The following is a 13466-nucleotide window of genomic DNA, read 5'->3' on the forward strand; positions in this document are numbered from 1 at the left end:
GATTTCAGATGAACCGGCGCGTTCGGATTCTTGAACGCGCAAATATTAGGGCGGCGGTGTTCCGACCGGGGGTCAGAAGCTGAACGAAGTGCCGAGATAGACGGTGCCGGATTCCTCGGCCTTGTCGGCATCGCGATTTACGAAGTCGCGGCCATAGGCCTCTGGATGCAAGCGATCATATCGGACGCCACCCTTTACCGACAGACGAGAGCTAAGTGCATAGGCGCCGCCCAGTTCGACATGTTCCGCATCGCCGATACGATCGGGCAGGATACGGCTGCTGTCGCTTGAAACGCTTGCACCCGCTTCTACGGCGGCGCGCCAGCGTTTGCCGCCATAGGCGATGCCGACCTCCGTGCCCGCTCTTTCGGTACCGAGAGTGCGATCCGTCGCCTTCACGACGCCGCCCGACAGGCTGAAACCGCGATAGCCGACGTCCAGTTTCGCCTCCACCTCTGCAGGGGTGCGCGGCGTACGTATGCGCGCTGTTGCCACCTCAGCAGAGGCGGGGCCTTCGCTGTCGGCGACGACACGACTGGTCACGCCCACACTGACACCGCGGCGCTTCGCGGCCTTCTTGTCGGCGGGCGTGAAGGAAAAGCGGCTCTCCGCCTCCGACAGGCGCGAATTTCCACCCGAGGGCGTGAAGCTGCCCACCGTGCCGCTTTGCGGTTTCGCAAGCTGTGCTTGGGCAGGGGCTGCCACGAACAGGCCAAGCGCGGCGGCGGCGAGAGCCGAAAACGCGGTGGCCGTCAAGGGCCGAAAGGCAAGTGTCCGTGTCATTTGTCTGATCTACGCGTCTTTGTGCCGCATCCCCCTTGTGATTCCGAGTCTTTCTTGCGTCCCGTGAACGCTCAATCGGCTTTTATCGATACCCTGTTGCATCGATGTGACAGCATTTCCCCGGATATCGAACCGGAGCGCCCCCACGCATATCAACAAAGCACCCCTTAGCCACCATGGCAACGTTGGCCGAGGGGGGCTAGGCGGCTTTGGCGTATCACCCTATAGACCACCCGATACGCCAAGCCACATGATGCCAAGGTAGTTCCATGATCTCATTCCGCGCCGCTTTGTCCCTGCCGCTTATTGGCGTAACAGCCCTTGGACTTTCTGCGTGCGGCGGCGGTCGCGATGCGCCCCAGGTGGATATTGCGGCCGCGCAGACGACGCAGATCGGCGTCAACGCATTCCTGTGGCGGGCAAGCCTGGAAACGCTGGCCTTCATGCCGATGGCACAGGTCGATTCCGATGGCGGCGTCATCGTCACCGACTGGTACGCAAATCCCCAGGTGCCTGAAGAGCGCGTAAAACTGACGGTCTATATTCTGGACCGCACGCTGCGCGCCGATGGGCTGCGCGTCGCGGCTGTGCGGCAGCAGAATAATGGCGGGAACTGGGTCGACGTTCCAGTGCGCGCGGGCACCGTGCAGAAACTGGAAGAAGCGATCCTCAGCCGCGCGCGCGATCTGCGCCGTTCGCAGATAGGATAATGGCGGAGCGTTTCGACGCCGCCGCCGCAGAGGCGCGCTGGCAAAAGACGTGGGATGAACGCGGTACATTTGTCGCCGACAGCACATCGGCGAAGCCCAAGCGTTATGTCCTTGAAATGTTCCCCTACCCATCCGGTCGTATCCATATGGGGCATGTGCGGAACTATACGATGGGCGATGTCATCGCGCGCCAGCGCCGCATGGCGGGCGACGAGGTCCTGCACCCCATGGGCTGGGACGCGTTCGGCATGCCGGCGGAAAATGCCGCCATGGAGCGCGGCGTGCATCCAGAGGGGTGGACGCGCGACAATATCGCGGCAATGCGCGCACAGCTGAAGACGCTGGGCTTTGCGATAGACTGGAGCCGCGAATTCGCCACCTGCGACGCCAGCTATTATGGCCATGAACAGGCGCTGTTCCTGAAATTTCATGAGGCTGGCCTGATCGAGCGGCGCGAAGCCTATGTGAACTGGGATCCGGTCGACATGACCGTGCTGGCCAATGAGCAGGTGATCGATGGCAAGGGCTGGCGGTCCGGTGCCGAGGTAGAGCGCCGCAAGATGGCGCAGTGGTTCCTGAAGATCACCGATTTCGCCGACGATCTGCTGGATGGCCTCGACGAACTCGAAAACTGGCCGGACAAGGTCCGCACCATGCAGGCCAATTGGATCGGCCGGTCGCGCGGCCTGAAATTCCGCTTTGCGCTTGAGGGGCGGCAGGACACGCTGGAGGTCTATACCACCCGGCCGGATACGCTTTACGGTGCCAGCTTCGCCGGCATCGCCGCAGACCACCCGCTGGCGCTGGAACTGGCGCAAACCGATGACCGCATCGCCGGATTCATCGACAGCCTGCGCGGCGGCGGCACGACCGAGGCAGAGCTGGAGACGGCGGAAAAGCGCGGCTATGATACCGGGCTGCGCGTGGTGCATCCACTCGACAGCTCGATCACCCTGCCGGTCTTCATCGCCAATTTTGTGCTGATGGAATATGGCACGGGCGCCATTTTCGGCTGTCCCGCGCACGATCAGCGCGACCTGGATTTCGCGCGCAAATATGCCCTGCCCGTGCCGCGCGTCGTCGCGCCCGAGGGGGCAGAGGGCGACGGCATCCACGACGAGGCCTATATCGGCCCTGGCAGGCTGGTGAATTCGGACTGGTTGACCGGCATGGAGGTCGCCGATGCCATCCCCGCCGTCATCGAAAAGGCGGAGGCCGAAGGCTGGGGCGAGGGAACCACACAATATCGCCTGCGCGACTGGGGTATCAGCCGCCAGCGTTACTGGGGCACGCCGATCCCCTTCGTCCATTGCGACGCGTGCGGCGTGGTGCCGGTGCCGGAAAGCGATCTGCCCGTCGAACTGCCAAAGGACGTCAGTTTCGAAAAGCCGGGCAACCCGTTGTTGCGGCATGACAGCTGGCGCAATACCGAATGTCCCAAATGCGCCGGCGCGGCGCAGCGGGAAACCGACACGCTGGACACGTTTGCCGATTCGTCCTGGTATTTCCTGCGCTTTGCCAGCCAGCCGGGCGGGCGCCCGTTCGATCCGGCAGAGATCGCCCAATGGCTGCCCGTCGATCAATATATTGGCGGCGTCGAACATGCGATCCTGCATCTGCTCTACGCGCGGTTCTGGACGCGGGCGCTAGCACATGTCGGCCTGGTCGACGTGAAAGAACCGTTCCGGCAATTGTTCACGCAAGGGATGGTCACGCACGAGACCTATAAAACGGCGGACGGGCGCTGGATCGAGCCGGGCGCCATCGAGAAACGCGGCGATTCGCTGTTCGAACGCGGCACGCAAACGGTCATCACGGCGGGTCGCGTTGAAAAGATGTCCAAATCGAAGAAGAACACGGTCGATCCTGAACCGATCATCGCGCGCTATGGCGCCGATGCGGTCCGTTGGTTCGTGCTGTCGGATTCGCCCCCTGAACGCGATCTGGAATGGTCGGAGGCCGGGATCGAGGGGGCGAACCGATTTGTGCAGCGCCTGTGGAAACTCGTCGGCAAGGCAAATGAGGGCGAAGGCGCCGACGAGGCGCTGACGCGCAGCGTTCACAAGACCATCGCCGGGATTACCGAGGATATCGACGCCCTGCGGTTCAACAAGCTGGTGGCGCGTTGCTACGAGCTTGCGGCGACGATCGAGAAGGCAAAGCCCAGCGCCGCGCGGGCCGAAGCGATCCGTACATTGATCCTGCTGGCCGCGCCCGCCATGCCGCATCTGGCGGAGGAGGCGTGGACCGCGCTGGGCGGCGAAGGCTTGGCATCGGAGGCGGCATGGCCCGTGGCGGACCCCGCCATGCTGGTCGAGGACAGCGTCACCATTGCGGTGCAGATGAACGGAAAGCTGAAGGACACGCTGGACCTGCCCAAGGGAATGGCGCGCGAGGATGTCGAGGCCGCCGTCATGGCGCGCGACAAGATCAGCCAGGCGCTGGAGGGGCGGACGCCCAAGAAGGTGATCGTGGTGCCCGATCGTCTGGTGAATCTGGTAATATGAGGCGGGAATCCGTGCCTGCTGCTGCGAAGGGGCTCTGTCGGCTGATGCTGCTCTGCCTTACGCCCGCCGTGCTCGCCGCCTGTCAGTTGACGCCGGTTTACGGTGGTGGCGCAAACAGCGCGGCGGCGCAGACCCTGCGCGGGATCAGCATTCCGGCAATCCCGGATCGTTCCGGCTATCTTGTTCGTCAGGCGCTGCTGGATCGTATGGGCGGCGGCGAAGAGGCGCGCTACCGGCTGGACGTGGCACTGGACGACCAGATTACCGGTCTCGGCATTCGCGGCGACGATTCGATCACGCGTGAGCGGCGGACGCTGCGCGCGCGTTATCAGCTGGTGGAACTGTCGACCGGCAATACGCTGATCGACGAGACGGTGCGTACAGATTCGGGTATCGACGTCGTTTCGTCGGACTATGCGGTCGTCGCCGCCGAAACCGATGCGCTGGAGCGTCTGTCGGACGATATCGCGACGCAAATCGCTACCCGCATCGCCGTGTTCACGGCGGCGAACGAGCGGTGAAGGCAGACAAGCTACCCGCCATCAATGCGGCCATCGCCGCCGCCGATCCGAAAATCCGTGTCTGGCTGTTCTATGGACAGGATGTTGCGGGCGCAAAAGCCGCCGCTGACCGTCTGACAAGGGCGCTGGTCGGCGATGACGCCATGGCGCGCACCGATTTCACGAATGCGGACCTGCGCGAAGATCCGTCGCGCCTCGCCGCCGAAGCCGCCGCCATCTCCATGTTCGGCGGCAGGAGCGTCATTCGCGTCGATCAGGTGTCGGAGGCACCGGGCAACAATATACGTGATGCAGTCGAGCTGCTGCTGAACGCGGCAGAGGCAGGCAATCCGGTGGTGCTGTCCGGTGGCGACATCAAGGCGACATCGGCGCTGGTGAAAATGGTCGGTGGCAGCGTGGCGGGCGCGGCGCTGCGCTTCTGGCAGCCCAATGCCCGTGACGCGGCTGGGATGGCGGATGAGATGTGCAAGGCGGCGGGCCTGTTACCCGACCGGGCGGTACGCGCGACGATCGCGGCGATGATCGTAGCGAACCGCGCCATTGCCGAACAGGAAATCGAGAAATTCGCATTATATCTCGATGCGTCCCCCGACGATCCGAAGCCGCTGGGCGAAGACGTGATGGATCGTTTGGGCGCGGCCTTTTCCGAGGGCGATTTCTCGCAATTGACAATGGCCGTCGCAGGCGGCGATCCCCGGGCCGTCGCGCGCGAACATGCCCGCCTGATCCATGACGGCAAGGTAAGCGTGGCACAGCTTCGGGCGGTACAGCGGCGTTTCTCTCAGCTGGTATCGCTGGCGAGGGGGACCGCGCGCGGACAAAGCGCCGAAGCGGTCATCGAGGCGGAGGGTAGACGAATTTTCTGGAAGGAAAAGAATGCCCTGACGCGAGAGCTGAAGCTGTGGAGTGCGAGCGACGCTGAACTTGCGCTGGAGCGGCTGCGCGCAGCGGAGGTCAAGTTCAAATCGAGCGGGACCGCCGATGGCGATCTGTTGACGGCGGACATATTTCTGACCCTGGCCCGCCGCGCCCAGGCACGCGGACGAAGGCTATAGCGGCAGCGTTTGCTGACGGCCTCCTAGCGCCTCTGACGACGCAGCGCAGTTTGACGACCGTCCCTGCCGCGCGGGCGGAGATAGGCGACTGCATGGAAATATGTGTGGGGTGGAAGCCGGAACGACCTGCGACGAATTCGTTACGGCTGCTTCCTTCCGGACCTGACCGGGTTGGCGAGTGCCGCACCCGCCCGACTTCCGCGAGCGCATATGGGCGAATCCAGCTGATTCCGCAAGGCGGGCATTCAACGGTGTGGGAATAGAGGTCTATTCTGCGGCTGCTTCTTCCGCGCGCGCTTCGGCGATTGCGGTCTTTAGGGCTTCATATCCGACCGCCCCTTCCAGAATCTGATCGCCGATTACATAAGCGGGCGTGCCACCAAGGCCGAGCGCGCGGCCGAGGGCGAGGTTCGAATCGAGTTCGTCTTCCAGCGCCTTGCGTTTCAGATCGTTGGCAGTGGCGACTTCATCCAGGCCGGTCTTGCGGATGACGTCGAACAGCTTTTCCTGCGACAGGCGGCGTTCATCGGCGAACATGAGATCGTGATAGCTGCGATACTTGTCCTGCTTCGCCGCCGACAGGGCGCCCATGGCGGCACGTCGGCTTTCGGGGCCGAGCACGGGGAAATCGCGCCATACGACTTTCAGATTTTCGTCCTCGGCCAGCAATTTCTGCACGACGGCGTTGGACTGGCGGCAATAGGGGCAATTATAGTCGAAAAATTCGACCAGCACGACGCTGGCGTCCTCCTTCCCCGCCCATGCGCCCTCGAACGGGGTCTCAATATCCTCACGGTTCGAGTCGATCATGCGCGCGACTTCGCGCTGCTGCAGATTGTTGATCGCCTCTGGAATGATTTCGGGATTTGCCAGGATATAGTCGTGAACGATGCTCTCGACTTCCGCGCGCTCGGCAGCGGACAGCGCGCCCTTCGCGGCCTGCGCCTCGACCGGCTGGCGCACAGCCAGCAGGGCGGCGAGCGCAAATCCTATGAGCGCAACCAGGCTGAGCCCGGCCACGAAATTCCTGCTACTGGCCATAGATTACTTCTCTGCGTCTTTCAGATCGTTCTGGGCGACCAGTAACACATCCTGCGCCCGTAGCCAGTCCGGCGATCCGCGCGGCAGCCCCGCCATGGCGACCTGGGCATTGGACGCGGCGAGCCGAGGCTCCCGCGACATGGAATATTGTTCGGCGGAGGCGAGAGCAGCGCGCGCATCGTCGCCCAGTTTCGAATAGGCGATGCCAAGCTGGTACCAGCCGAACGGGTTCTGCCGGTCCTGGCGCACCGCCTCCTTAAGGACCTCGGCGGCGCGCGGAACATTCTTTTGGTCTTCCGTCGCCAACAGGGCATGGCCCAGCAGTGTGGCGATGAGCGGCTGGTCGGGCGCAAGCGCGACGGCGCGTTCCAGCGGCACCAGTGCCTCCTTTGGCCGACCGGATTCCAGCATGACCTGCCCTTTCAGCTCCAGCACATAGGGATCGTCGGGATTCTCCGCGAGCAGGGCATCCGCCTCTCGTGCGGACGCGTCGGGAAATGCGCCCTTGTGATAGGCATAGGCACGCGCGACGTGTGCCGCAGGGCTGGTGTCGCTTTCCGGATATTTGCTGAGCGTGCGGGTCGGATCCTCGATAAAGCCATAGAGCTTCGCCTGGATGCGCTCGAAATCGGCTTCCAGCTGCACGTCGGCAGGCTTGTCCCAATAAGGCGATCTTACGAGGATATTCTCCAGCGCCTGGATTCGGTCGCCGGTCAGCGGGTGGGTGCGGACATAATCATTGTCCTGCGGTATCGCGAGGCGATATTCCTGGTTCTGGATCTTCTTGAAGAAACTGAGCATGCCCTTGCCGCTGACGCCTGCGGTCTCCAGGTAGCGGGCGCCGGCCTGGTCGGTGCGGCTTTCCTGCTGGCGACTGAAGCTGAGCATGGTGCCGAGCGCCGCGCGCTGGCCAAGCCCAAGCAGCGCCATGCCCGCCTCTCCACCACCCATCGCCATCGCGGCGCCGGCGGCGAGCAGAGACAGGATCGAGATGCTGCTGGCTGCCTTGCCCCCCTCCGACCCGAAGCGGATCGAGTGGCCGGCCGCGATATGGCCCATTTCGTGCGCGACGATGCCCTGGATCTGGTTGACGTCGTCAGCCTGCAGCAGTGTGCCGGAATGAATGTAGATCCTTTGCCCGCCCGCGACGAAGGCGTTCAGACTGGGATCATTCACCAGAACCATTTCAAGATTCCGCGGATCGAGCCCGGCGGCGGCGGCGAGGGGCGATGCCAGGCGGTGCAGCCATGCCTCCGTCTCCGCATCGCGCAGGATCGACTGTGCAGCCGCCGGCCGCGCGACCAGCAATAGCGCAAGCGTCAGAATGAGAAAATGACGAAGGGCGGTCATGATAGGCGCCTTACTGCCACAGCGTGAATGCAGAATGAAATGATTACGGTGCAGCGCGGGGCCACCCCCCGGTCTTGCAGCACTCGACCCCTTGCCCGCGTGTGGCTAGACGAGAGGCGGGAAGCACCCCCAGGGAAACAGATGGCGCAGACAGGCGTTTGTGCCTCACCTGCAAGGAGGGCCGGCATGGCATTCAGTCTCGAAGGCGACATGATCGTCGCCATCATCATTTCATTGCTCGTCGGCCTGCTACTGGGCTGGCTGTTGTTTCGCGGTGCGGGCAGCCGCCGTGCGCTTCAGGCGGAATTGGCCGAGCGCAACGCGGAACTGGCGGTCGCGCATGAACGCAATGCCGCGCTGGAGCGGGAGGTCGCCTCCAGCCGCGACCAGATCAAGCCGTTGGCAGATGAGGTCGATCGCCTGCGCGCGATGAAGGCGCGGCCCGCCCTTTCAGAAACACCCGCGACCGCAGCTCCGGTTACCCCCCGGGCAGACACCGTGACTGTGCCCGATCCGACGAAGCGCATGGATCCCACTATGTCCTCTGCCGAGGGGGAGCCCGACGATTTGCAATTGATCAAAGGGATCGGGCCAAAGCTGGAATCGATCTATAATGATCTCGGCGTCTGGCATTTTGCGCAGATCGCGGACTGGTCGCCGGACGATGTGCGGACCATCGATGCGAAACTGGGAACATTCAAGGGACGTATAGAACGCGATCAGCATGTCGAGCAGGCAAAGCTGCTCGCTGCGGGACGAACCACGGAATATGAGGCGCGGTTCGGAAAGCTGGGCCGGCCAACGTGAAGGCGGGACTGCTTCTGATCCTGCCGATGCTGCTGGCCGGCTGCTTCGAACCCGATTCGCGGGTGACGGAGGAGCCGGAAGTGAAAACCGTTCCCGCGCCAAAAGCGCCGCCCCCCGATCCGCGCCGCTATATCGGTCGCTGGGCAAAGACGGCTGGGCAGTGCGAAAGCGACTGGTGGCGCTTTTGGGCGGACGAGCTGAGGACGAAGACGGCGGGGCTGTTCTGTGAAATTATGCCGCCGGATGCGCGGTTCAGCGATACCGACCTGCGGACCAGCTGCGTGGATGACGGACGCCGCGTGCGCGAAAGCTGGACGATCAGCTATGGCCCCGACGCTGCCAGCATGACGATCACGGGCGAGGACGAGGATGCAGAGCCTGTCGAACTGGTCAAATGCACCTGAAGCCCCGGCTGTACCACTGCAAGGGTGCACGCAGCTTCCGGCCGCTGTGGGCGCTGGAGGAAATGGGGCTGGAATATGAACTGGTCATGGTGCCCTTCCCTCCGCGCATTCATGAGGAAGACTGGCTGCAGATAAATCCGTTCGGCACGATCCCCGCCTTTTTCGACAATGGCGAGGTGATGACCGAATCGGTCGCGATCTGCCATTATCTGGCGGAAAAATACGGGCCGACGTCGCTTGCCGTGGCGCCGCAGGAACGGGATTATGGTCGCTATCTGGACTGGATGTACCGGTCGGATGCCACGATGACATTTCCGCAGACGATCGCGCTGCGCTACCGCGTGTTTGAACCGGAAAAAGGCCAGCAGCAGGCCGCCGACGATTATGCGCAATGGTTTTTTTCGCGGTTGAAGGCGGCGGGCCGCTTGCTCGACACGCGCGAATTCCTTGCTGCCGACCGCTTTACCATGGCCGATATTGCCTTTGGCTATGCCCTGAAACTGGCGGAAGAGCTGGACCTTGGCGCGTTTCCGGACAATGTTGCCGCCTATTGGCAGGCACTGAAAGGGCGCGATGCCTATTCGGCGGCACTGGCCGCAGAGCCTGTCGAGGCGCCGACCGCCACCCGTCCCGCCCTTGACTAAGGGCGCCGGGCGGGCGAAGCGCGGGTTTCCGCCTTATTAATGGATAACCGCGCTTGAGCTTTCTCCCTCTCGGCCTTTCGGACGAGCTTCTCTCCGCAGTCGTCGATTCAGGTTACACTGAACCGACCGACATTCAACGCGGGGCGATCCCCCTGATCCTGATGGGGAAGGACGTTGTCGGCGTCGCACAGACCGGCACGGGCAAGACGGCCAGCTTCGTTCTGCCCATGATCGACATTCTGGCACAGGGCCGCAGCCGCGCGCGCATGCCGCGCAGCCTGATCATCGCGCCGACCAGAGAGCTGGCGATGCAGGTGGCCGAGAATTTCGAGAAATACGGCAAGAACCACCGCCTGACCATGGCCCTGCTGATCGGCGGCGTGGGCTTTGCCGAACAGAACAAGCTGCTGGAAAAGGGCGTCGACGTTCTGATCGCGACGCCGGGCCGTCTGCTGGATCAGTTCGAACGCGGCAATATCCTGCTGTCCGGCGTTGACATATTGGTCATCGACGAGGCCGACCGCATGCTCGACATGGGCTTTATCCCCGATGTCGAAAAGATCTGCAGCCTGCTGGGCCGCAATCGCCAGACGCTGCTGTTTTCCGCCACCATGGCGCCGCCCATCAAGAAGCTGGCGGACAAGTTCATGGATTCGCCCAGGCAGATAGAGGTCGCACGCCAGTCCTCTGCCAATGCGAATATCGAACAGGCGCTGGTCGAGGTTTCACCGCGGTCAAAGCGTTCGACGCTGACCAAGATGCTGTCCGCGCCCGACGTCAAATCGGCGATCGTCTTTTGCAATCGCAAGAAGGACATCAAGGATCTGGTCGCGGATCTGAAATCCGCCGGCCTGCGCCCCGGGCAGATCCATGGCGACATGGAACAACGCGATCGCATGGCGACGATGGAAGCGTTCAAGTCGGACGAGGTCAATATCCTCGTCGCTTCGGACGTGGCCGCGCGCGGTCTGGATATAAAGGGCGTCAGCCACGTCTTTAACTATGACGTACCATTCAATGCAGAGGATTATGTCCATCGTATCGGTCGTACGGGACGCGCCGGTGCAACGGGCAAGGCATTCACCTTTGCGATCAAATCGGATCACGAACTGGTCCAGGACATTGAAAAGCTGATCAAGACCCGGATTCCGCGGCTGGGCGACACGCCTGTCGACGATGTTCGCAAGACCGAAGCCGACAAGACAGAAGGCCACGAACCTGCAGGCGAAAAGGACGCGGCGCGGGCCCCGCGCGGGCGCAGGACGCGCGCGAAACCGGCGGTGGACAAGAAGCCGGATGCCGCCAGCAAGGCTGAGGCCGTTTCGGACACGCCGAATTCCCAGAACGAGCCCACCGCAGAAGACCGTTCCGGCGCCGATGCAGAATCGGCGCCCCGCCGCCGCCGTCCTGCAGCCGCGAAGGCGCCGCAGCAGGAAAAGCCGAGGGCGCGGGATAGCTCCTCCAGCGCGTCACAGTCACCGCCGCGCAGGGCGCATGAGGACGATGCAGAAGAGGCCACGCTGGCCGACGATGCGTCGCCAGACTGGAACGGGCCGGTGCCGGGGTTCCTCAGCAGGTAAATTGCCGCACGGATAAATGCAGGCGCCAGAGGGCGTCTGCGTCCTGTGCATTGCGTCGCGATCCGCTGACAGGCGGAACGCGGGGAAGCGTCCGTGCGTTTCGGGGGTCGAGACAGTTCCTTTCGCAGGCGGGCTTCCGATGCCCTTATCCCGAAGGGACCAGGGGGCGCGGGGCGGGCCGTTCACTGGCAGGCTGATTGATCCACCCGTTGGAGACGGAGCTTTTCGCATGAGCAAGAACATAGAAATTTCACTGTCTGATGGCACCTTGCCTGCCTATCTGGCCGAGCCCGCCGGGCGCGCCGAGGCGGCCATCGTGGTCATTCAGGAAGTCTTTGGTGTGAATGCCGGCATCCGCCGCAAATGTGACGTGCTGGCAGAGTCCGGCTATCTGGCGATAGCGCCCGATCTGTTCTGGCGGGAGGAGCCCGGCATCGAACTCGACCCCGACGTCAAACCGGAAATGGACCGCGCGCTTTCCCTGTTTGGGGAATTCGACATCGACAAGGGCGTTCGCGACATTCAGGCCGCGATATCCGAGGCGCGCAAGCTGCTGCGCGACGACGGCAAGGTCGGCGCCGTTGGCTATTGCGCAGGGGGGCGTCTCGCCTTTCTGACCGCGACCCGCACCAATATCGATGCGTCGGTGTCCTATTACGGCGCCGGGATCGAACAATATCTGAATGAGAAGGACGCAATCGCGCGTCCGCTTATGCTGCATTTTGCCGGCGAGGACACGTTCGTTCCGGGCGAGGCCGTCGCCGAGGTTCGCGCCGCGCTCGACGCGCATTCAGATGTCGACATTTATGAATATGAGGGCGTCGGCCATGGCTTCGCCGCTGAATTCGGTAATCGCCGGGACGAAGCGGCAGCCTCCCTTGCCGATGAGCGCACGGCGGCGTTTTTTGCCCGTCATTTGCAATAAGGCCTGAATCGGGTCGCTCCGCTAGCACGCCTCGCGTTTCAGCAGGGCGCGCTTCCGCTCCACGCCCCAGCGATAGCCGCTCAACTGGCCGTTTGCACGGACGACGCGGTGACATGGCACCGCTACAGCAAGCGGGTTGGCGGCGCAGGCCGTCGCGACCGCGCGAGCCGCTGATGGCTGTCCTATGAGTTCGGCAATGTCCGAATAGGTCGCGGTCGTTCCGGCGCGGATGCCACACAGGGCGCGCCACACACGCTCCTGAAAGGCTGTCCCGCGAATATCGAGAGGCAGGTCATGTTCGCCCGCCGGCGCCTCCAGCAGAGCCAGCGCCTTTGTAAGCCACAGGTCGAAATCGGAACCGGGTTCGGCGCGCACAAGACGAGCGGCGGGGAAGCGGGCGCCGAGGTCGGCGATCAAGCTATTCTCGTCGTCGCCCAGCAGAATGGCGCAAATACCGCGTTCCGTGGCGGCGACCAGTACCGATCCCAGCCATGATTTCGCGGTGCCATGTCGCAGGAGCGTTCCAGGCGCGCCGGACCGATAGGCCGAGGGACGCATGCCGAGGCGCTGCTCCGCACGTTCGTAAAAGCGGCTAGGGGCGCCGTAGCCGGCGGCATAGAGACTCTCGGTGACGCCGGTCCCAGCGCGCAATTCCCCCGCCATGCGGGCGGCACGGGTCGCGGTGGCATATTGTGCCGGTGTGATGCCGGTCGCCTGCTTGAAAATGCGGTGAAAATGGCTGGTGCTCATCTGGGCGTCCCGCGCCAGAGCATCTAAAGACGGGGCAATGTCATCCGCCTCAATCGCCCTGCACGCGCGTCCGACGATCTTTGCATATTTCTGCGCGAGCGAGGGGGAGGCCGGGCGGCACCGTTTGCAGGGCCGAAATCCGGCAGCCGCCGCCGCTTCGGCGGTATCGAAAAACACAATATTGTCCCGCTTTGGCTGACGCGCGCCACATGAGGGGCGGCAGTAGATGCCTGTAGTCGTGACCGCGAAAAAGAAGTGGCCATCGGCCGCCCCTTCGCGATCGCAGACCGCCCGCCAGCGGGCGTCCGCCCCCGCATAATCAGCGGGACGCGGAGTGGATTGGTCCAGATCTGCAGCATGAGCCATCATCATTCTCCGGCGGGTGTCAC

At 63.4% G+C, this 13466-nt stretch carries 13 protein-coding genes and 1 other RNA gene; 9 read left to right on the plus strand and 5 right to left on the minus strand.

Annotated elements, in window-relative coordinates:
* Nucleotides 1-72 precede the first annotated feature (72 nt).
* Nucleotides 73-783 (minus strand): hypothetical protein, encoded by a 711-nt coding sequence (locus tag ACSMXM_RS14125; RefSeq protein ID WP_460317000.1) that lies wholly within the window; start codon nucleotides 781-783, stop codon nucleotides 73-75.
* A 269-nt stretch (nucleotides 784-1052) separates the two neighbouring features.
* Here ACSMXM_RS14125 and ACSMXM_RS14130 point away from each other — a divergent pair, with 269 nt between their 5' ends.
* Genes ACSMXM_RS14130 through holA form a run of 4 tightly spaced genes read left to right on the plus strand, consistent with a single transcriptional unit; the run spans nucleotide 1053 to nucleotide 5576 of the window.
* Nucleotides 1053-1493 (plus strand): DUF3576 domain-containing protein, encoded by a 441-nt coding sequence (locus ACSMXM_RS14130; protein WP_460317003.1) that lies wholly within the window; start codon nucleotides 1053-1055, stop codon nucleotides 1491-1493.
* Entirely contained in the window at nucleotides 1493-4000 is a 2508-nt protein-coding gene (leuS, locus tag ACSMXM_RS14135; RefSeq protein ID WP_460317004.1) for a leucine--tRNA ligase, read from the plus strand. Before ACSMXM_RS14130 ends, leuS begins: the two co-directional genes overlap by 1 nt.
* 44 nt (nucleotides 4001-4044) lie before the next feature.
* Nucleotides 4045-4521 (plus strand): LPS assembly lipoprotein LptE, encoded by a 477-nt coding sequence (gene lptE / locus ACSMXM_RS14140; RefSeq protein ID WP_460317006.1) that lies wholly within the window; start codon nucleotides 4045-4047, stop codon nucleotides 4519-4521.
* Nucleotides 4518-5576: a DNA polymerase III subunit delta gene (holA, locus tag ACSMXM_RS14145; protein WP_460317008.1), complete on the plus strand. Its 1059-nt coding sequence runs from the start codon at nucleotides 4518-4520 to the stop codon at nucleotides 5574-5576. Before lptE ends, holA begins: the two co-directional genes overlap by 4 nt.
* 105 nt (nucleotides 5577-5681) lie before the next feature.
* On the opposite strand, the gene ffs is transcribed toward holA, so the two are convergent.
* The 3 genes from ffs to ACSMXM_RS14160 form a co-directional block, all read right to left on the minus strand.
* Nucleotides 5682-5779, minus strand: an RNA gene (gene ffs / locus ACSMXM_RS14150) — signal recognition particle sRNA small type.
* Nucleotides 5780-5843: 64 nt separating this feature from the next.
* Complete coding sequence (locus ACSMXM_RS14155; protein ID WP_460317010.1) at nucleotides 5844-6617, minus strand: DsbA family protein; 774 nt, start codon at nucleotides 6615-6617, stop codon at nucleotides 5844-5846.
* A 3-nt stretch (nucleotides 6618-6620) separates the two neighbouring features.
* On the minus strand, nucleotides 6621-7967 hold the full coding sequence (locus ACSMXM_RS14160) for a M48 family metalloprotease (RefSeq protein ID WP_460317011.1): 1347 nt from the start codon (nucleotides 7965-7967) through the stop codon (nucleotides 6621-6623).
* Nucleotides 7968-8153: 186 nt separating this feature from the next.
* Here ACSMXM_RS14160 and ACSMXM_RS14165 point away from each other — a divergent pair, with 186 nt between their 5' ends.
* The 5 genes from ACSMXM_RS14165 to ACSMXM_RS14185 all read left to right on the plus strand — a co-directional run bounded on the left by ACSMXM_RS14165 (nucleotide 8154) and on the right by ACSMXM_RS14185 (nucleotide 12327).
* Entirely contained in the window at nucleotides 8154-8774 is a 621-nt protein-coding gene (locus tag ACSMXM_RS14165; protein ID WP_460317013.1) for a hypothetical protein, read from the plus strand.
* Nucleotides 8771-9178, plus strand: coding sequence for a hypothetical protein (locus tag ACSMXM_RS14170; protein ID WP_460317014.1), 408 nt, complete (start codon nucleotides 8771-8773; stop codon nucleotides 9176-9178). Before ACSMXM_RS14165 ends, ACSMXM_RS14170 begins: the two co-directional genes overlap by 4 nt.
* Nucleotides 9169-9822, plus strand: a complete 654-nt coding sequence (locus ACSMXM_RS14175) for a glutathione S-transferase family protein (RefSeq protein ID WP_460317015.1) — start codon at nucleotides 9169-9171, stop codon at nucleotides 9820-9822. The genes ACSMXM_RS14170 and ACSMXM_RS14175 overlap by 10 nt, the downstream gene beginning before the upstream one ends.
* A gap of 53 nt (nucleotides 9823-9875) precedes the next feature.
* Nucleotides 9876-11402, plus strand: a complete 1527-nt coding sequence (locus ACSMXM_RS14180; RefSeq protein WP_460317016.1) for a DEAD/DEAH box helicase — start codon at nucleotides 9876-9878, stop codon at nucleotides 11400-11402.
* 229 nt (nucleotides 11403-11631) lie between these two features.
* The gene (locus ACSMXM_RS14185) at nucleotides 11632-12327 is read left to right on the plus strand and encodes a dienelactone hydrolase family protein (RefSeq protein ID WP_460317017.1); all 696 of its coding nucleotides are present in this window, start codon (nucleotides 11632-11634) and stop codon (nucleotides 12325-12327) included.
* Nucleotides 12328-12348: 21 nt separating this feature from the next.
* Here ACSMXM_RS14185 and ada read toward each other — a convergent pair whose 3' ends face one another.
* Nucleotides 12349-13443 (minus strand): bifunctional DNA-binding transcriptional regulator/O6-methylguanine-DNA methyltransferase Ada, encoded by a 1095-nt coding sequence (ada, locus tag ACSMXM_RS14190; RefSeq protein ID WP_460317018.1) that lies wholly within the window; start codon nucleotides 13441-13443, stop codon nucleotides 12349-12351.
* Nucleotides 13444-13466: the final 23 nt, after the last annotated feature.

It is taken from the genome of Pacificimonas sp. ICDLI1SI03, assembly GCF_054740865.1.